16 protein-coding genes are annotated in these 18559 nt (G+C 58.6%); 6 read left to right on the plus strand and 10 right to left on the minus strand.

All coding sequences use genetic code 11. From position 1 onward, the window contains the following. Window positions 1-4: 4 nt before the first annotated feature. The 4 genes from RYA97_RS20210 to RYA97_RS20225 are packed head-to-tail and all read right to left on the minus strand — an operon-like array spanning window position 5 to window position 3884. Entirely contained in the window at window positions 5-805 is an 801-nt protein-coding gene (locus RYA97_RS20210) for a carbohydrate ABC transporter permease (protein ID WP_003315280.1), read from the minus strand. Window positions 806-815: 10 nt separating this feature from the next. Then, window positions 816-1682: a carbohydrate ABC transporter permease gene (locus tag RYA97_RS20215; RefSeq protein WP_002552729.1), complete on the minus strand. Its 867-nt coding sequence runs from the start codon at window positions 1680-1682 to the stop codon at window positions 816-818. Further along, window positions 1675-2790: an ABC transporter ATP-binding protein gene (locus RYA97_RS20220; protein WP_005733169.1), complete on the minus strand. Its 1116-nt coding sequence runs from the start codon at window positions 2788-2790 to the stop codon at window positions 1675-1677. The genes RYA97_RS20215 and RYA97_RS20220 overlap by 8 nt, the downstream gene beginning before the upstream one ends. Beyond that, a complete protein-coding gene (locus tag RYA97_RS20225; protein ID WP_002552727.1) occupies window positions 2790-3884 on the minus strand; it encodes an ABC transporter ATP-binding protein in 1095 nt (364 codons plus the stop codon). The genes RYA97_RS20220 and RYA97_RS20225 overlap by 1 nt, the downstream gene beginning before the upstream one ends. A gap of 299 nt (window positions 3885-4183) precedes the next feature. Here RYA97_RS20225 and RYA97_RS20230 point away from each other — a divergent pair, with 299 nt between their 5' ends. Further along, window positions 4184-6037, plus strand: coding sequence for a sigma-54-dependent Fis family transcriptional regulator (locus tag RYA97_RS20230; protein ID WP_117140539.1), 1854 nt, complete (start codon window positions 4184-4186; stop codon window positions 6035-6037). 164 nt (window positions 6038-6201) lie between these two features. Here RYA97_RS20230 and cysS read toward each other — a convergent pair whose 3' ends face one another. Continuing rightward, on the minus strand, window positions 6202-7584 hold the full coding sequence (gene cysS / locus RYA97_RS20235; RefSeq protein ID WP_011168154.1) for a cysteine--tRNA ligase: 1383 nt from the start codon (window positions 7582-7584) through the stop codon (window positions 6202-6204). Window positions 7585-7605: 21 nt separating this feature from the next. After that, entirely contained in the window at window positions 7606-9300 is a 1695-nt protein-coding gene (locus RYA97_RS20240; RefSeq protein WP_002552724.1) for a glutamine--tRNA ligase/YqeY domain fusion protein, read from the minus strand. 208 nt (window positions 9301-9508) lie between these two features. Here RYA97_RS20240 and RYA97_RS20245 point away from each other — a divergent pair, with 208 nt between their 5' ends. Beyond that, complete coding sequence (locus tag RYA97_RS20245) at window positions 9509-10012, plus strand: peptidylprolyl isomerase (protein ID WP_004661308.1); 504 nt, start codon at window positions 9509-9511, stop codon at window positions 10010-10012. Then, window positions 10009-10755, plus strand: a complete 747-nt coding sequence (gene lpxH, locus RYA97_RS20250; protein ID WP_054078125.1) for a UDP-2,3-diacylglucosamine diphosphatase — start codon at window positions 10009-10011, stop codon at window positions 10753-10755. Before RYA97_RS20245 ends, lpxH begins: the two co-directional genes overlap by 4 nt. A 260-nt stretch (window positions 10756-11015) precedes the next feature. On the opposite strand, the gene RYA97_RS20255 is transcribed toward lpxH, so the two are convergent. The 3 genes from RYA97_RS20255 to RYA97_RS20265 form a co-directional block, all read right to left on the minus strand. Continuing rightward, the gene (locus RYA97_RS20255) at window positions 11016-12353 is read right to left on the minus strand and encodes an MFS transporter (protein WP_005733175.1); all 1338 of its coding nucleotides are present in this window, start codon (window positions 12351-12353) and stop codon (window positions 11016-11018) included. A gap of 148 nt (window positions 12354-12501) precedes the next feature. Next, on the minus strand, window positions 12502-13446 hold the full coding sequence (locus RYA97_RS20260; RefSeq protein ID WP_117140540.1) for a 1-aminocyclopropane-1-carboxylate deaminase/D-cysteine desulfhydrase: 945 nt from the start codon (window positions 13444-13446) through the stop codon (window positions 12502-12504). Between the two features lie 25 nt (window positions 13447-13471). Beyond that, a complete protein-coding gene (locus RYA97_RS20265) occupies window positions 13472-15511 on the minus strand; it encodes an NADPH-dependent 2,4-dienoyl-CoA reductase (RefSeq protein ID WP_058408484.1) in 2040 nt (679 codons plus the stop codon). Window positions 15512-15714: 203 nt separating this feature from the next. On the opposite strand from RYA97_RS20265, the gene RYA97_RS20270 reads away from it, so the two are divergent. After that, a complete protein-coding gene (locus tag RYA97_RS20270) occupies window positions 15715-16848 on the plus strand; it encodes a nitrilase-related carbon-nitrogen hydrolase (RefSeq protein ID WP_057404102.1) in 1134 nt (377 codons plus the stop codon). Window positions 16849-16850: 2 nt separating this feature from the next. Then, window positions 16851-17891, plus strand: coding sequence for an AraC family transcriptional regulator (locus RYA97_RS20275; RefSeq protein ID WP_117140541.1), 1041 nt, complete (start codon window positions 16851-16853; stop codon window positions 17889-17891). Window positions 17892-17897: 6 nt separating this feature from the next. On the opposite strand, the gene RYA97_RS20280 is transcribed toward RYA97_RS20275, so the two are convergent. Then, window positions 17898-18317, minus strand: coding sequence for a hypothetical protein (locus RYA97_RS20280; protein WP_225231649.1), 420 nt, complete (start codon window positions 18315-18317; stop codon window positions 17898-17900). Between the two features lie 121 nt (window positions 18318-18438). On the opposite strand from RYA97_RS20280, the gene RYA97_RS20285 reads away from it, so the two are divergent. Continuing rightward, the coding region (locus tag RYA97_RS20285; RefSeq protein WP_410478511.1) for a hypothetical protein at window positions 18439-18559 on the plus strand (121 nt) is incomplete at its 3' end.

An 18559-nucleotide genomic window follows, 5' to 3' on the forward strand; every position in this document is an offset into this window, starting at 1 on the left:
CTCCTCAGACACGACCAAGAGCAAAGCCCTTGACCACATGGTTGCGAACGAACCAGATCACCAGCATACCCGGCAGAATAGTCAACACCCCCGCCGCCGCCAGCACTCCCCAATCGATACCCGACGCCGAGACCGTGCGAGTCATTACCGCAGCAATCGGTTTGGCATTGACCGATGTCAGGGTGCGCGCCAGCAGGAGCTCGACCCAGGAGAACATGAAGCAGAAAAACGCGGTAACACCGATACCCGAGCCAATCAGCGGAATGAAAATCTTCACGAAAAACTTCGGAAAGCTATAACCGTCGATGTAGGCCGTTTCATCGATTTCCTTGGGAACGCCGGACATGAAGCCCTCCAGAATCCATACCGCCAGCGGAACGTTGAACAAGCAATGCGCCAGTGCAACGGCGATGTGCGTGTCAAACAGGCCAATGGACGAGTAGAGCTGGAAAAACGGCAGCAGGAACACGGCCGGTGGTGCCATGCGATTGGTCAGCAGCCAGAAGAACAGGTGCTTGTCGCCGAGAAAACGATAGCGAGAGAACGCGTAGGCTGCCGGAAGCGCAACGCTCAGCGATATCACGGTATTGAGGCACACGTAGTACAGCGAGTTCAGATAACCGCTGTACCAGCTTTCGTCGGTGAAAATCACCTTGTAGTTGGCCAGGGTAAAGTCCTGCGGCCACAGGGTCAGGCCACCGAGGATCTCGGTATTGGTCTTGAACGACATGTTGATCAGCCAGTAGATCGGCACCAGAAGAAACAACAGGTAAATCCACAGCGGTATGATTTTGCGCAGACTCATGACCAGCCCCTCAATTCTTTTCGCTGTGAGTCATGGCGGTGTAGAACACCCATGACACCAACAGAATGATCAGGAAATACACCAGCGAGAACGCCGCCGCAGGCCCCAGGTCGAACTGCCCGAGCGCCATTGTGGTCAGGGTCTGACTGAGGAAGGTGGTGGAGTTGCCAGGACCGCCACCGGTGAGCACGAACGGCTCGGTGTAGATCATGAAGCTGTCCATGAAGCGCAGCATCACCGCGATCAATAGCACGCTTTTCATCTTCGGCAGCTGGATGTGCCGAAAGATGGCCCAGCCGGAGGCACGATCAATCCGCGCCGCCTGATAGTAGACATCCGGAATGGCTCGCAACCCTGAATAGCACAGCAAGGCCACCAGCGAGGTCCAGTGCCAGACATCGATGACCAACACTGTCACCCAGGCATCCGAAGCGTTGGCGGCGTAGTTGTAGTTGATGCCCAGCACGTTGTTCAGCGTATAACCCAGCAAGCCGATATCGCCACGGCCGAAGATCTGCCAGATAGTACCGACCACGTTCCACGGAATCAGCAACGGAATGGTCATCACAATCAGGCACAGCGAAGACCAGCGGCCTTTGGTGGGCATGGTCAGGGCAATCGCGATACCCAGCGGGATCTCGATCAGCAGTACACAACCCGAGTAAATGAACTGGCGCAGCAGCGAATCGTGCAGGCGCGGGTCCTGCAAGACCTGACGGAACCAGTCAGTACCAACAAAATAGCGGCTGGACTGGTCGAAGATGTCCTGCACCGAGTAGTTGACCACAGTCATCATCGGGATAATCGCGCTGAATGCCACCAGCAAAAACACCGGCATCACCAGCCACCAGGCTTTGTTGTTCTGCACCTTACGCATGGGACACCTCACTGGCCGGGCCGGCTTCAAGCAGGTAATCGTCGGCATAGAGCATCAGCCATTGCCCTGGAAAGCTGATCCAGGCCTGGCCGTGCGGCACCGGTTTGTCTTCCTGCAAACGAACCTTGAGCAGTTGCCCGGCCAGTTTCAGGGTAATGATCTTGTAGGTACCGAGGTCTTCCACATAGGTCACGTCGGCGCACATCGCATCGTCGTAAGGCCCGTCCCAGACATGCACGAACTCTGGACGAATGCCCACTTTCAGGCTTTTCCACGGTGTACTGGCAAGCTTTTGCTGCAACGACTCAGGCAGCGGCAGATGAATGTCGGCAAAACCGACACCGCCCGGTTGAGGCGTAACGTCAATCAGGTTCATGCCAGGGCTGCCGATGAAATAGCCGACAAAGGTGTGCGAAGGCTTTTCAAACAGCTCCCGCGGCGTGCCGAACTGCACAATCTGTCCGCCATACATCACGGCGATCTTGTCGGCGAAAGTCGACGCCTCCAGTTGATCGTGGGTGACGTAAACCATGGTGATATTGAACTGCTCGTGGATCTGCTTGAGCTTGCGCCGCAGCTTCCACTTCAAGTGCGGGTCAATCACGGTCAGCGGTTCGTCGAAGAGGATCGCCGACACGTCATCGCGCACCAGCCCGCGACCCATGGAGACTTTCTGCTTTTCGTCCGCGCTGAGGTTGCGCGCTTTCTTTTTCAGCAGCGGCTGCAGGTCCAGGACATCGGCAATTTCATTGACCTTGATGAGAATCCGCGCCTCGTCCAGGCCCTGATTGCGCAACGGAAAAGCCAAGTTATCGAACACGGTCATGGTGTCGTAGATCACTGGAAACTGGAAAACCTGAGCGATGTTGCGACGCTCCGGGGGCAGTTCGTTGACCACTTTCGAGTCGAACAGCACTTGCCCTTGAGAGGGACTGAGCAGCCCTGAAATAATATTGAGCAACGTTGACTTGCCGCAGCCGGACGGCCCGAGCAGCGCGTAAGCCCCGCCCTGCTCCCAGATGTGGCTCATCTCGCGAATTGCATAATCGTCAGGACCAGGCTTGGCGCTGTAACTGTGCGCCAGGTTCTGCAAGCGGATCTCGGCCATCAGGCAACCCTCGCCATGCGCAGGCCCGGCGCCTGAATCAGGCCGCCCTGCTGATCGAATACAAATAATTTGTGAGTCGGGATGTACACCCGAATCGATGCGTCAACGTCGTAGGCATGCACCCCCGGCAGATGCAAAACCAGTGAAAACAGCTCGTTTCGCACATGCAGAAAGGTTTCCGAGCCGCTGATTTCTGCCAGCTCGACGGTGACCGCCAGCTCCAGATCATCATCGTTGGAAGGCACAAGGCTCAAATGGCTGGGGCGCACACCAAAGCGGTACTCACCATCCCCGACGGCCCGCAGGTCGACGTTAAGCGGGAAATGCACAAAGTTGGCGAAGCTGACCTCATTACCGTCTATTCGACCCGGCATCAGGTTGATCGGCGGTTCAGAGAACAACTCGGCCGCCAATACCGTGCTCGGCCGGTGATAGACCTCGGGAGTCTTGCCGCTCTGCACCACCCGCCCTTCATGCAGAATGGTGGTGGTGCCACCCAGCGCCAGCGCTTCATTGGGCTCGGTAGTGGCATAGATTGCGATGGTATGGCGGGCTGCAAACAGCTCGCGCATTTCCTGACGCAGCTCTTCACGCAGCTTGTAATCGAGGTTGACCAGCGGTTCATCGAAGAGGATCAGTTCAGCGTCCTTGACCAGCGCTCTGGCCATAGCGGTGCGCTGCTGCTGCCCACCGGACAGTTCGAGGGGATGGCGTTGCAGGAATTTTTCGATGCGCAGCATCTTCGCGGTTTCCTGCACACGGCTGTGGATAACATCCTTGGACAGACCGGCCTGACGCAGCGGCGAGGCGATGTTTTCGAACACCGTCATGCTTGGGTAATTGATGAACTGCTGATAAACCATCGAGACGTTGCGCAGACGAACTGGTCGATTTGTAACGTCGACCCCGTTCATCAGCACCCGCCCGCTGTCAGGCTTGTCCAGCCCGGCCATCAGGCGCATCAGGCTGGTTTTGCCGGACAGGGTTCGCCCCAGCAGAACGTTGAAAGATCCTGGCTCAAAGCTCAGGGAAGCGTCGTCGATCCAGACCTGACCATCGACCGCGCGACTGACGTGCTCCAGCGTGAGAGACATGGCGTGCCCTTTGTTGTTTTTTTCTTAAGGGTGAATGCGTGACTATTTGCAGATAGCGACATTCGTGCCAGTTCGGCCAGATTGCTTGCGAGCCCCGAAACAGAGCCTTCCCCCGTATTCAGTGGGCGAAAGCCCTTTCACAGCTGAACAATAATGAACAGTAAACACTGAACACTTGAACAAAATGAACATTGACTTTGAACAAAACTGAACGACACTGGACGGACGTTGCGGGCAAGGATGGTCACGCCGACGGGACCTAAAAACAAAAACAACACGTCATATTCGCAGGCATCCTCATGTCTCAATCCAGCGCTTCGCTCGTTCACGACATCATCATTCAGGATTCATGGAGGCGCTGCCGGGATTTCGGTCTCAGCCATCAGACGCGTCCTTCATTCGGCCAACTGCCGGGCGCTGAGGTTTCCAGGCTGCTGGAGCGCCATCACGGGCTGGTGCAGACCACCCATCAGGAAGTCCTGCCGGTTTACGAAAACATTCTAAGCAACTCCAATTGCCTGATTCTGCTGGCCGACCCTCAAGGCCAGTTGCTCAAATCCTGGGGCGCGCAACGCTTCGTCGAGTCCTCTCAGGCACAGGGCTTCATGGCTGGCGCGAGCTGGAGCGAACGGGGCACCGGCACTAATGCCATCGGCACAGCACTGGCCTGTGAGCAGGCCATTCACATTGAACCGGACGAGCACTTCCTCAAGGCTAATCGCTTCATGACCGGTTCAGCTTCACCGATTTTCGATGCTGATCGACGCATCATTGCCGTGCTGGATGTGTCCAGCGACAGTTTCCTGCCCCCCTCGCATACGCTGGGTATGGTCAAAATGATGAGCCAGTCGGTGGAAAACCGACTGATCCTCGATCAGTTCCGCGACTCGCACTATCAGCTGATTTTCAATACGGGCCTGAACAATCTCGACAGCCAATGGGCAGGCCTGCTGATTTTTGATGAAAGCGGCCAGATCCTTTGCGCCAATCGACGCGCTGACAATTTGTTGGGGACGACGCCGTCCGGTGCCAGTATCGAAACGCTGTTCAAGTGCCCTATCCTGCAACTGCTCAGCGAGACAGAAGCGCGGCCGTTTGCACTGCACGCGTTTGGCAACAATCGCTTTCAATGTCTGCTCAAGCGTCCGACCCGCAAGCCGCTGAAGCTGCACAGCGTCCAACCGGCTCAGGCACCTGTCGCGCCGCGGAGCCTGGATCTGGAGGCGATCAGCCTGGGTGATGCAAAAATCGAGAAAGCCGTGAATCAGGCGCAGCGGCTGCTGGAAAAAGACATCCCGCTGCTGATCCACGGGGAAACCGGGGTCGGCAAGGAAGTGTTTGTCAAAGCCCTGCATCAAGCCAGTACTCGCACCACTCAGCCGCTGATCGCTGTCAACTGCGCGGCGATCCCGGCCGAACTGGTCGAGGCCGAGCTATTTGGCTATGAAAGAGGGGCGTTCACTGGTGCCAGTCAAAAAGGCAGCATTGGCCTGATTCGCAAAGCCGACAAAGGCACGCTGTTTCTGGATGAAGTCGGTGACATGCCCCTGCCGGTACAGGCGCGATTGCTGCGTGTGCTTCAAGAGCGCTGCGTTCAGCCGTTGGGCAGCAGTGAATTATATCCGGTAGACATACGCCTGATTTCAGCCACCAATCGCAGCCTGCGCGATCAGGTTCAGACGGGGCACTTTCGCCAGGACCTTTATTATCGAATCAGTGGGCTCAACATCGAGTTGCCGCCGTTGCGCGAGCGCACCGACAAACATGCACTCATCCAGCGTATTTGGGAACGGCATCGCGACGCTCATCAACGGGCAGGGTTTTCCAGAGAGGTTCTCGAGCTATTCGAACATCACCCATGGCCGGGCAACATTCGTCAGCTCAACAGCGTGATTCAGGTGGCGCTGGCTTTGGCAGATGAACAGCCGATCAGTACCGAGCACTTGCCGGAGGATTTTCTGCTGGATATGGGCATGGATGAGGACTGCCGAGAGCCGGTGAAAACTCAGGAATCCACTGTGCGCCTTCACACGACAGAAGACCTGAGCCAACTGTTTCAAGCGGCTGGCGGAAATATTTCACAGCTGGCAAAACGTCTGGGGGTAAGCCGCAACACGCTGTACAAGCGGTTGCGGGAACAGCGGATTGTCTAGTTTTTGGCTTTCGGCAGACCGCACATCGAGGATCGGACGCGGAGCGTCCAGACCAGCATGCCCACGCAGAGCATGGGCACGATAGTCTCCCGGGTCATTTCATTCCCATGCTCCGCGTGGGAATGCACTTCGTGACGTTCCGCGTCACTAGCCGCCTTACTTGATCAGTCCGCCAGACGCCAGGTCGTGCCGCCCTTGCCGTCTTCCAGCAGTACGCCCATGGCGGTGATCTGGTCGCGAATCCGGTCGGATTCGGCCCAGTCCTTCGCCGCGCGTGCAGCCAGACGTGCCTGAATCAGCGCTTCCACTTGCGCTGCATCGACCCGCCCTTCCGCGCCTGCACGCAAAAAGTCGTCGGCTTCGAGCTGCAGAACACCCAGCACACTGGCCAACTGCTTCAAGCGCGCCGCCAGACCCGCCGCTGCGGTGACATCGGATTCACGCAGGCGGTTGATCTCACGGACCATTTCGAACAGTACCGCACACGCTTCCGGCGTGCCGAAATCATCATTCATCGCCGTGCTGAAACGCTCGACGAACGCCTCCCCACCCGCAGGCTCGGCAACCGGCAACCCCTTGAGCGCGTGATAGAAGCGTTCCAGCGCCGCCTTCGACTCACGCAGGCTGTCTTCGGAGTAGTTGATCGCGCTGCGGTAGTGGCTGGATACCAGCAGGTAACGCACCACTTCCGGATGGTATTTCTCCAGCACGTCGCGGATGGTGAAGAAGTTGTTCAAGGACTTGGACATCTTCTCGCCATTGATGCGAATCATCCCGCAGTGCAACCAGGCATTGGCGTAGGTCTTGCCGGTGGCCGCTTCGCTTTGGGCAATTTCGTTTTCATGGTGCGGAAACTCCAGATCGCTGCCGCCACCATGAATATCGAAGGTGTCACCCAGGCAGCAGGTCGACATCACCGAGCATTCGATATGCCAGCCCGGACGCCCTGCGCCCCATGGCGACTCCCAGCTCGGCTCGCCAGGCTTGACGCCTTTCCAGAGCACGAAGTCCAGTGGGTCTTCCTTGGACTCATCCACTTCGATCCGCGCGCCGATGCGCAGGTCTTCTATCTTCTTGCGCGACAGCTTGCCGTAGCCCTGAAACTTGCCCACACGGTAATACACGTCGCCGTTACCCGGAGCGTAGGCATAGCCCTTGTCGATCAGGGTCTGGATCATCGCGTGCATGCCAGCGATGTGATCGGTGGCACGCGGCTCCATGTCCGGCTTGAGGATATTGAGGCGCGCCTCGTCCTCGTGCATGGCGTCGATCATGCGCGCAGTCAGCGCGTCGAACGACTCACCGTTGTCACGCGCACGATTGATGATCTTGTCGTCAATATCGGTGATGTTGCGCACATAAGTCAGCTCGTAACCGCTGAAGCGCAACCAGCGAGTCACCAGATCGAACGCCACCATGCTGCGGCCATGGCCCAGATGGCAGTAGTCGTACACGGTCATCCCGCAGACGTACATGCGCACCTTGTTGCCATCCAGCGGTTTGAATACTTCTTTGCTCTTGGTGAGCGTGTTGTAAATAGAAAGCACTATCTGCCCCTCGGACATATCTCAGGTCCAGGAATCCCGCAACGTGACCGTGCGGTTGAAGACTGGTTGACCGGGTTTCGAGTCCTTGATGTCCGCGCAGAAATAACCTTCGCGTTCGAACTGGAAACGGTCTTCCGGTTGCGCGTGTCCCAATGATGGTTCAGCACGACAACCGGTCAGCACTTGCAGGGAATCGGGGTTGATATTGTCCAGAAAGCTCGCGCCGTCTTCGGCTTTTTCCGGGTTGGCGGAGCGGAACAGGCGGTCATACAGACGCACTTCGCATTCAACGCTCTCGGCCGCTGGCACCCAGTGCACAACGCCCTTGACCTTGCGGCCTTCAGGGTTCTTGCCCAGGGTGTCCGGATCGTAGGAGCAACGCAGTTCTACGATGTTGCCCTCTGCGTCCTTGATCGCTTCGTCGGCGCGAATCACATAGCTGCCACGCAAACGTACTTCACCATTGGGTTCAAGACGTTTGTAGCCTTTTGGCGGCTCTTCCATGTAATCGTCGCGATCGATGTAGATCTCCCGCGAAAACGGCAGCTCGCGCATGCCCAGGTCTTCTTTCGGATGGCGCGGCAGTTCCAGCTTCTCGACCTGACCTTCCGGGTAGTTGGTGATGACCACTTTCAAGGGGCGCAGCACACACATGGCGCGCGGCGCGCTGTGGTCCAGGTCGTCGCGAATGCTGAATTCGAGCATACCGAAATCGACCACCCCGTCAGAGCGGTTGGTGCCGATCATTTCGCAGAAATTGCGAATCGATTTCGGCGTGTAGCCACGACGACGAAAACCGGACAGCGTCGACATGCGCGGGTCATCCCAGCCACTGACGTGTTTCTCGTCAACCAGTTGCTTGAGCTTGCGCTTGCTGGTGATGGTGTAGTTCAGGTTCAGCCGCGAGAACTCATACTGACGCGGTTTGCACGGCACCGGCAGGTTGTCGAGGAACCAGTCGTACAGCGGACGATGGCTTTCGAACTCCAGGGTGCAGATCGAGTGGGTGATGCCTTCAAGGGCATCCGACTGACCGTGGGTGAAGTCATAGATCGGGTAGATGCACCACTTGTCGCCGGTCTGATGGTGATGCGCATGACGAATGCGGTAGATGATCGGGTCACGCAGGTTCATGTTCGGCGAGGCCATGTCGATTTTGGCACGCAGTACACGAGCGCCATCTTCGAATTCACCAGCCTTCATACGCGCGAACAGGTCGAGGTTGTCCTCGACGCTGCGCTCACGGAACGGACTGTTCTTGCCCGGCTCGGTCAGGGTGCCGCGGTATTCGCGGGCCTGCTCGGGGGTCAGATCGTCAACGTAAGCCTTGCCTGCCTTGATCAGCTCGACCGCCCAGTCGTGCAACTGGTCGAAATACTGCGAGGCGTAGCGCACTTCGCCCGCCCACTCGAAGCCCAGCCACTTGACGTCGCTCATGATGGCGTCGATGTATTCCTGGTCTTCCTTGGCCGGGTTGGTGTCATCGAAACGCAGGTGCGTATCGCCACCGAACTCCTTGGCCAGACCGAAGTTCACGCAGATCGACTTGGCGTGACCGATGTGCAGGTAACCGTTGGGCTCTGGCGGAAAACGCGTGATGATTTTACTGTGCTTGCCCGAGTCCAGGTCTGCCTGCACGATTGGACGCAGGAAATTGGTCGGTACGGCTGGGCCTGCCTTGGAATGGGCAGCGGGTTCTGGAGTGGGCTTGCTCATAGGATCCTTGGACATACGTGCGCGGCCAGGGTAGGCCGACTAAATCAAAGCGCTTATCATAGCCGAAGCTGTCAAGTCCCTGACAACAGAGTGCACATTTGAGGGCATAAAAGCTGCAAAAGCGCTGAAAAATGTAACCTCGTCCGTAAACTGCGCGTCAGGGTCATAATGTGCCCATTCATGCATGACTATTAGAGCGACTTTCCACATGTCCAAAGTAAAGCTGACCACCAACCACGGCGACATCGTTCTGCAACTGAACGCAGAAAAGGCGCCACTGACTGTAGCCAACTTCATCGAATACGTTAACGCTGGCCACTACGAAAACACGGTTTTCCACCGTGTAATCGGTAACTTCATGGTTCAGGGCGGCGGTTTCGAGCCTGGCATGAAAGAAAAGAAAGACAAGCGCCCAAGCATCCAGAACGAAGCCGACAACGGTCTGCCGAACAAGAAGTACAGCGTCGCCATGGCCCGCACCATGGAGCCGCATTCGGCCTCTGCGCAGTTCTTCATCAACGTGGCTGACAACGCCTTCCTGAACCACAGCGCCAAGACCGTTCAGGGCTGGGGTTACGCTGTATTCGGTGAAGTGATCGAAGGCACTGATGTCGTCGACAAGATCAAGGGCGTTGCGACTACCAGCAAAGCCGGTCATCAGGACGTACCTGCAGAAGACGTGATCATCGAGAAAGCCGAGATCGTTGAGTGATACTGCTGATCTCCGATCTGCACCTTGAACAGGAGCGCCCGGACATTACCCGGGCGTTTCTGGATCTGCTCGCGGGCCGCGCCCGCGAAGCCGAAGCGCTGTATATCCTCGGGGATTTCTTTGAAGTCTGGATCGGTGACGACGCCATGTCACCGTTTCAGCTTTCAATCTGCAAGGCCCTGCGCGCATTGAGTGACAGCGGCACACGAATTTTTCTGATGCACGGCAACCGCGACTTCATGATCGGCAAGGGTTTCTGCAAGGCAGCGGGTTGCACCCTGTTGAGCGATCCAAGCGTCGTGCAGTTGAACGGTGAGCGCGTGCTATTGATGCATGGCGATAGCCTGTGCACCCGCGATGAAGGTTACATCCGGATGCGCCGTTACCTGCGCCATCCGCTGACGCTTTTCATTCTGCGCCATTTGCCGCTGGGTACCCGTCACAAGCTGGCGCGCAAGTTGCGCAATGAAAGCCGTGCGCAAACCCGTATGAAGGCCAATGATATTGTCGATGTGACGCCAGACGAGGTGCCGCGGATCATGCAGCAGTTCGGCGTGCGCACCTTAGTCCACGGCCACACTCATCGCCCCGCGATTCATAAGTTGCAGATTGGCGATCAGGCAGCCAGACGCATTGTGCTGGGCGACTGGGATCGTCAGGGCTGGGTGTTGCAGGTGGATGAGCAGGGTTTCAGTCTGAACTCATTCGACTTTGTGCCCGAGACGACTGCGCTGTTGAATTGATGGCGCGGGAACGCGGCCGAGAGCACAGCGGTTCTGCGATGTCAGGTGGATTGGGGTTCGACTCAGGTCACCTTTTTCGCCCCTCGGCGAGTTACTTTGAGGGGCCATAGTAACCAAAGCCCCTCGCTCCTGTTTCCGGCCCGACTTCGTCGGATTCCTTCGGCCTGTCACTAAGGTCGCACTCTGCGTCGCCAGTGCCATCGCGGTTGAAACGCACTGCGTTGGCAGCTGCTATTTATATGGCATGCCGATCGTGACGCTCAGGCAATCGATCCCATCACCGGCTCTTCGCCTGCAACGGGCACATCATGCAGCGAGATTTTCGAGGTCTCCGGTAAGGCCAGGCCGCCAGCCATCGCCAATACGGCTACGGCAATGAGGTAGAACGCTGGCGACAGGTTGCTGCCCGTGACACCGATCAGCCAGGTCGCCACCAGCGGCGCGGTGCCCCCGAACAGGGTGTAGGCCATGTTGTAGGTGATTGCCGAGGCGGTATAGCGGGTGCGGGTCGGGAAGGTTTCCGACAACAGCGCTGCCGTCACTACACCGCACAGCACTGCGCCCACAGCAAGCAGCATGACCCCGACGATCGAGGCAATGAACGAGCCGGAGCTGGCCATCAGGAATGACGGAAACACCACGACCATCAACAGAGTACAGGCCGTTGCCATGGTGACCCGACGGCCTACCCGATCCGAATAGGCACCGGCCAGCGGACAGAGAGCAGCGGCGAAGGCCAGTGCGATCAACGAAACCAGCAGCGCCGTCGCCCTGCTCAACCCGCCGGCCACTTGCAGGTAGGTCGCAAAGTAAGTGGTGAACATATAGAACGACAGCGCCGTCAACGACACGAACGCTCCCAGACAACACATGGCCGCTGCATGATGGCGCAAGGTGTCCTTGAGTGGCGAGTGAGCCACGGCGTGCTCTTGCGTGACAGCCTGAAAGGCCGGGGTTTCGTCGAGCTTCCAGCGCAAGTACAAGCCGACCAACCCCAAGGGCGCTGCAATCAGAAACGGCAGGCGCCAGCCCCAACTGCCCATGGCTTCGGTCGACAGTGACGACTCCAGCGCGTAAGCCACCACTGCCGCGGCAGCGAAGGCGGAAAACGTCGACACCGGCACAAAGCTGCCGTACCAGGCCCGCTGCGTGCGTGGCGCGTGCTCCATGAGGTAGGCGCAGGCCCCGGCATACTCGCCACCGGCCGAGAAACCCTGCGCACAACGAATCACGGTCAGCAGAATCGGCGCCATTACGCCAATCGCCGCATACGTCGGCAACAGACCGATCAGTGTGGTCGCGCCTGCCATCAACAGGATGGTCATCGCCAGGGTCTTCTTGCGCCCGATGCGGTCACCCAGCATGCCAAAGAAAATCCCGCCCAATGGCCGGAATGCGAAGGCCACGGCAAACACGGCGAAGGTTTTCAACAACGCGGCGCTGCTGTCACCGCTTGGGAAAAACTGCAGCGCGATGGTGGTTGCCAGAAAGCCGTACACGGCGAAATCGAACCATTCGACGAAGTTGCCGATGGCCGCCGCGACGATGACCTTTTTCAGCGTGGCAGGATCGACTTGCTCTACGGCGGTAGTTGTCATGGCTGACCTCAGCGTATTGATCTGGAATGGACCAATTATCGAGACAGCGACCCGGATGCCTCACTCCAGAAGTGTCATCCACGTAGTCATGGCCGACGTCTCGCCACCGATCTGCGCAGAATTCATGCCAAAGGCTCTGCCACAAGGCTTACAGGCCCATCGCGCGCCGCCCCTGCAGGCCACCGGTATGGACGAGGACCAGACGGCTGCCTGACTTGAACCGACCGGCCAGCACCTCATCGTGCAGGGCCAGCAAAGCCTTGCCGGTGTACAAGGGCTCCAGAGGTACGCCGCTATGCGCCTCGCTGCTGGCGATGAAGTCGAGCAGCGCGGCATCGGTTCTGGCGAAACCGCCCCGGCTGGCCGCCAGCAGGACACAGGCAGCGGGCAGGTTCGGCGAGGCGTTCGCCTGCGACCCTGCGGCTTCTTTCAACACAGCCACGATGTTTTGAGCAACGCCATGATCGTCCGGCACCGCCATCGCGCCATATACCGGATGGGCGCCGGCCTCGGCCAACAGCAAACCGGCAAGCGTTGTGCCGGTGCCGACTGCCAGCCACCAGCCGTGATAATCGTCCCAGCCAAGGTGCCCGAGCTGGCTATCGACCATCTCCCGCAACCTTGCGCAGCCCAGCGCACCGGCAAGCCCGCCACCGCCTTCGGCAATCGGATACAGCTCAGGATATTGCGCCTGCCAGGGCAGCCAGAAATCCGCAGCATGTCGTGCTCGATAACCCGCATAGCCCAACCAGTGCAATTGCATGCCAAAAGCTTGCAGGTCCAGTACCGTCGGCGTCTGCTGGGCGTGACCACGCAACAGGCCCACCGTCGGGAAACCGAAGCGCCTGCCCGCTGCTGCCAGAGCATGGAGATGATTGGAGTGTGCGCCGCCCAGGCTGATCAATCCCTCTGCACCCGCCTCGACAGCCTGGGTCAGGTGTTCGCTGAGCTTGAACCATTTGTTGCCGCTGATGAGCGAGTCAATAAGGTCCAGGCGCAGGATCGCTACCTCGACCCCGGCATCTTGCAGCCAGGGCAGGTTCAAGCGTTGCAGCGCAGCAGTGGGCTGCCAGTCAAGGGCGTCAACAATCATCCGCGCAGTTTACAGACAAGCTCAATCAGAGCGCAGCGGCCAGACGCGAACCCTGATCGATAGCGCGTTTGGCATCCAGCTCGGCGGCAACGTCTGCACCGCCGATCAGATGGACGCTTTGCCCGGCGGAGACCAGATCGTCATACAGCTCGCGCAGCGGGTCCTGCCCGGCGCAAATCACAATGTTATCTACCGCCAGCAGCTTTTCCTCGCCGTCTTCACCAATGCGAATATGCAACCCGGCATCGTCGATTTTCAGGTACTGGACACTGTTTAGCATCTGCACCTGCTTGTTTTTCAGCCCGGTGCGGTGAATCCAGCCGGTGGTCTTGCCCAGGCCGTCGCCCACCTTGGAGCTCTTGCGTTGCAGCAGGTACACCTGGCGTGCCGGGGCGTGCACATCAGGTTTGATCCCGGCCACGCCGCCGCGCGCTTCAAGCATGGTATCGATGCCCCACTCCTTCCAGAACGCCTCACGATCCAGGCTGGTGGCCACGCCCTGATGCACGAGAAATTCCGACACATCGAAACCGATACCGCCTGCGCCGATCACTGCCACGCTGCGCCCGACCGGCTTGCGCTGCAAAATGACATCCAGATAGCTGAGCACTTTTTGGTTATCGATACCTGGGATGGCAGGAGTGCGCGGTGCGATGCCGGTTGCCAGAATCACCTCGTCAAAGCCGGCCCCCAGCAAGTCTTCGGCTTTTATGCGAGTGCCAAGGCGCAATTGCACGCCGGTTTCTTCCACTTTGTTGCGGAAGTAACGCAGCGTCTCGGAGAACTCTTCCTTGCCCGGCACGCGCTTGGCGATATTGAACTGGCCGCCGATTTCGCTGGCCGAATCGAACAACGTCACCTCATGTCCGCGCTGTGCAGCAACGGTTGCAGCAGCCAGACCGGCAGGACCGGCACCCACCACGGCAATTTTCTTCACCTGCCGGGTGGGCAGGTAGTTGAGCTCGGTCTCGTGACAGGCGCGCGGGTTGACCAGGCAACTGGTGAGCTTGCCGCCGAAGGTGTGGTCAAGGCAGGCCTGATTACAGCCGATGCAGGTGTTGATCCGTTCAGCGTGCCCCGCCGCAGCCTTGTTGACGAATTCCGGGTCGGCCAGAAAAGGACGAGCCATCGAGACCATGTCGGCGTCGCCTTCGCTGAGGATACGCTCGGCAACTTCCGGAGTATTGATGCGGTTGGTAGTGATCAGCGGCACCTTCACCGAACCACGCAGTTTGGCAGTGACCTTGCTGAACGCTGCACGCGGCACCTTGGTGGCGATGGTCGGAATACGTGCCTCGTGCCAACCGATCCCGGTGTTGATCAGCGTCGCACCCGCCTGCTCGACCGCCTTGGCCAGCTGGACGATCTCTTCCCAGGTGCTACCACCCTCCACAAGATCCAGCATCGACAGTCGAAAGATAATGATGAAATCCGCACCGACCGCCTCACGCACCCGCGTAACGATCTCGACCGCCAGGCGCATGCGGTTTTCATAGCTGCCGCCCCAGCGATCGGTGCGGTGGTTGGTATGTGCGGCGAGGAATTGATTGATGAAATAGCCTTCCGAACCCATGATTTCGACACCGTCATACCCGGCACTGCGGGCCAGCGTGGAACAGGTCACGAAATCAGCGATCTGCTTTTCGATGCCCTCTTCGTCCAGCTCACGCGGCGTGAACGGGTTGATCGGTGCCTGGATAGCACTCGGCGCAACCTGCTTGCGGCTATAGGCGTAGCGACCGGCATGCAGGATCTGCAGGCAGATCTTGCCGCCAGCCTCGTGGACCGCACGGGTAACGATGCGATGCTGCTCCGCCTCTTCGGCATTGGTGAGTTTTGCCGCACCGTCGTAGACGCCACCCTCTTCGTTGGGCGCGATCCCGCCGGTCACCATCAACCCGACCCCGCCGCGTGCCCGCTCGGCAAAATAAGCCGCCATGCGCTCGAAACCACCCGGCCGCTCTTCAAGACCAGTGTGCATCGAGCCCATCAAGGTCCGGTTGCGCAAGGTTGTGAAGCCCAGGTCCAGCGGGGCCAGCAGGTGCGGGTAATGAGCAGCAGTCATGGCGAAGCTCCATCGAGTCAATCACGGGAAAACAAGGACCTCTGCGGGTCCTCTCATGGGCAACAGTAAAGACGCATCCAGCCCCACACTCAATGACCGAAAGTGACAAGTTATTGATCCAAACGCGCAGCGGCACTTGGCAAGCGCCTGACGCCGTCCTACCCTAGTCGACAATTCCCTGATGGCAGCCAGCCGGCCTTTTTATGCGCAAACTCTTCGCCATCTGTCTGATCCTGCTGAGCTTAGCCAGCCTTGTCAGTTACGCAGTCTGGACCGGACAACGTCCGGCGGGCCACTACCTGTCTGATCTGCGCATTCGCCTGGCAATCAATGAAGGCGAGCCCAGTGAACGCGGAAACCTGCTGGGCATCGAGCCGGAGCTGTTCCCCACGGACTATCAGAACACTGACCGACTGCACCGCAAGCTGGCCGCCTATCTGCAACAGGCCCGCGATTACGGGCTGATCAACCACAGAACGGTGGTAGTACTCCCCGAGCATATCGGCACCTGGCTGTTCGCCAGTGGCGAGAAGGATGAGCTTTATCAAGCAGCAACAGTCGATGAAGCGATGGACTGGCTGTCCTGGAGCAATCCGCTGCAATTCATCACGGCGATGCTCAGTGCCGAAGGCCGGGACCGTGTGGATGACGCCCATCTGCGCCTCAAGGCACGATCGATGGCACGCGACTACCAGGCACTGTTCGGCAGCCTGGCCAAAGAGTTCGGTATAACACTGGTGGCAGGCTCGATTGTGCTGCCGGAACCAAGCGTTGAAAACGGTCAGTTGAAAGTCGGTAAAGGCGCCCTGTACAACATCAGCCTGACATTCGGCAGCGATGGCCAGCCGCTCGGCCAGCCTCAGCGTCAGCTGTACCCGGACCGTTTTCAGAAACGCTACGTGCACACGGCGAGCGACGCACCATTGAATGTGCTCGACACGCCCGCAGGGCGTCTGGCCGTGCTGATCGGTAGCGACAGTTGGTACGCGGACAATTACGCACGCTTGAATCAGAGCGGTGCGCAGCTGATTGCGGTGCCTGCCTTTGTGATCGGCAAGGCCACTTGGTCGGAACCGTGGCGCAAGCCTCGGCACTCAAGCATCGATATGGCAGCCGACAATCCAAGCGAGGGCGAAGCCTGGCATCGCCTGACCCTGATCGGCCGTCCAGCGCAAAGCAGTGCACAGGCAGGGGTCAGCGTGTTCATGCGCGGGCAATTCTGGAATCAGGGCGTTGCCGGGCAAAGTTTTGCCAGCCACGCAGGTCAGACAATTGCCGAACCGTCGTCTGACAATGGCCCCGCTGGCGGTGCCCGCCTGATAAACCTCTGGCTTTGACGATGCCGACCTTGACCCTGCGCCTTGGTGACCTGTCGGTGGGCTACATCCAGAGTCTGGCCGGTGCGGTCACTCGCTTAGGCAAGAATCCTGATCCACTGCTCGAGCAATACGGTCTGGACCCCGCCCGCCTGAGTCAGGCGCGTGCGCGACTGTCTATCCCACGCTATATGCGCCTGGGGCATGCTGCCATACAGCTTACCGGCCAGCCCGGGCTCGGCTTGCACATGGGCCAGCTCAGTCGTTTAGCGCATGCAGGTCTGGCGGGCGTGACCGCCGCCCAGGCTCCCACAGTGCGCGAGGCCGCCCGCACGCTGATCCGTTTCGAGCCATTGTATGCCTCCAACTATCGCGGTCAGTCGAGCTTTCACGAGGATGCGCAAGGCGCCTGGATGCGCTTCTATTCAATCAGCCCCTATAACGCTTACAACCGCTTTGTTGTGGACTCGATTTTGGCTGGCTGGCTGGCTCAGCTCTCAACACTGGCGGGCACCAGACTACGTGCACAACGTGTCGAGATCGAATTCGATGCGCCTGACTACGCCGGGCAATATGCCAGCCTGAGCGACAGCCCGGTGATATTTGCCGCAGCCACCAATCAACTGCGCCTGGATCAGAGCTGTCTTGCGTTACGCAACCCTGACCACTGCCCGAGTACCTGGCGGCATCTGCTGCAATTATGCGAAGGCGAACTGGAGCAACAGACCCGTACCCGCAGCTTGCGTGAACGCATCATTCAACTGCTTGGGCCGCTATTGAACGGCGGCAGGGAACCGGATCTGGAAGAGGTGGCGGCAAGGCTCAAGCTGCCGACCTGGACACTGCGACGCAAGCTGGCCGAGGAAGGCACATGCTTTCGCGCCGTGCTCAATGACACGCGGCGTGATCTGGCGATGACTTATATTCGCGACACTGAACTGGCGTTCGGGGAGATCGCCTACCTGCTGGGGTTCGCTTCTGCCGAAGCCTTTCAACGCGCCTTCAAACGCTGGAACGGACAGACTCCGGGAGAGTTCCGCCGCAGCCAGCGCCAAAGCGCATGAAGCCTTTCATAACTCGGTAGCGTCGTCGGCAGGCTCTACCGGGTCCAGCTCCGATGCACGGTATTCAAGCAGTTCTTCCTGGTATTCGTCCATTTCTTCGCCCTCTTGGCTGATTGAGTATGGGTGATAATTAAAGCTGAAATAACTGACCGCAAGATCAACATTAAAGTGCCAATGTGAAATAAAAATGTTGATCCCTATCCAACAGACGAAAAAGATCGTCGCCGATTCAGCACGTCTCTCGATACGCGGCCAGCCAGGCACTATTGACTTGCAGGCCCGTGTCGACCTAACCTCAGGGCCATGAACCTCATCAAGCAAAACCTCGGCCAGATTATTATTACCGTCATTCCAGTCATGGCGGGTTAGCCGACGTTTGCAAAAACCCGCCCTGGAGGCGGGTTTCTTCTGTCTCCTGGGCAACATTATTGAACCAGGAGTCAGATATGATTGTTATCCCTCGCTCTATCGCCCTTCGCGCCTTCCTGAACCTGATTATCGCTCTGCCACCTGTTGCCGGACTGCGCATGTATGAGGGATCGACGCGATGAGCCAAGGCCAGCACGATCTGCTCAATCATTACGCTCGCAAGATCCTCACCTCCTGTGTTTATGACGTGGCTATCGAAACCCCGCTGCACGGCGCTCGCCAGCTGTCCGAACGGCTGG

This window comes from Pseudomonas syringae group sp. 26L6 (genome assembly GCF_032587815.1).
GTDB classification, from domain to species: domain Bacteria; phylum Pseudomonadota; class Gammaproteobacteria; order Pseudomonadales; family Pseudomonadaceae; genus Aquipseudomonas; species Aquipseudomonas amygdali.

Excerpts from the sequence above, each read along its gene's own strand:
- RYA97_RS20210 (WP_003315280.1), bottom strand. The coding sequence starts at position 805 with ATGAGTCTGCGCAAAATCATACCGCTGTGGATTTACCTGTTGTTTCTT.
- RYA97_RS20215 (WP_002552729.1), bottom strand. The coding sequence starts at position 1,682 with ATGCGTAAGGTGCAGAACAACAAAGCCTGGTGGCTGGTGATGCCGGTG.
- RYA97_RS20220 (WP_005733169.1), bottom strand. The coding sequence starts at position 2,790 with ATGGCCGAGATCCGCTTGCAGAACCTGGCGCACAGTTACAGCGCCAAG.
- RYA97_RS20225 (WP_002552727.1), bottom strand. The coding sequence starts at position 3,884 with ATGTCTCTCACGCTGGAGCACGTCAGTCGCGCGGTCGATGGTCAGGTC.
- RYA97_RS20230 (WP_117140539.1), top strand. The coding sequence starts at position 4,184 with ATGTCTCAATCCAGCGCTTCGCTCGTTCACGACATCATCATTCAGGAT.
- RYA97_RS20240 (WP_002552724.1), bottom strand. The coding sequence starts at position 9,300 with ATGAGCAAGCCCACTCCAGAACCCGCTGCCCATTCCAAGGCAGGCCCA.
- RYA97_RS20245 (WP_004661308.1), top strand. The coding sequence starts at position 9,509 with ATGTCCAAAGTAAAGCTGACCACCAACCACGGCGACATCGTTCTGCAA.
- RYA97_RS20255 (WP_005733175.1), bottom strand. The coding sequence starts at position 12,353 with ATGACAACTACCGCCGTAGAGCAAGTCGATCCTGCCACGCTGAAAAAG.
- RYA97_RS20260 (WP_117140540.1), bottom strand. The coding sequence starts at position 13,446 with ATGATTGTTGACGCCCTTGACTGGCAGCCCACTGCTGCGCTGCAACGC.
- RYA97_RS20265 (WP_058408484.1), bottom strand. The coding sequence starts at position 15,511 with ATGACTGCTGCTCATTACCCGCACCTGCTGGCCCCGCTGGACCTGGGC.
- RYA97_RS20270 (WP_057404102.1), top strand. The coding sequence starts at position 15,715 with ATGCGCAAACTCTTCGCCATCTGTCTGATCCTGCTGAGCTTAGCCAGC.
- RYA97_RS20275 (WP_117140541.1), top strand. The coding sequence starts at position 16,851 with ATGCCGACCTTGACCCTGCGCCTTGGTGACCTGTCGGTGGGCTACATC.
- RYA97_RS20280 (WP_225231649.1), bottom strand. The coding sequence starts at position 18,317 with ATGTTGCCCAGGAGACAGAAGAAACCCGCCTCCAGGGCGGGTTTTTGC.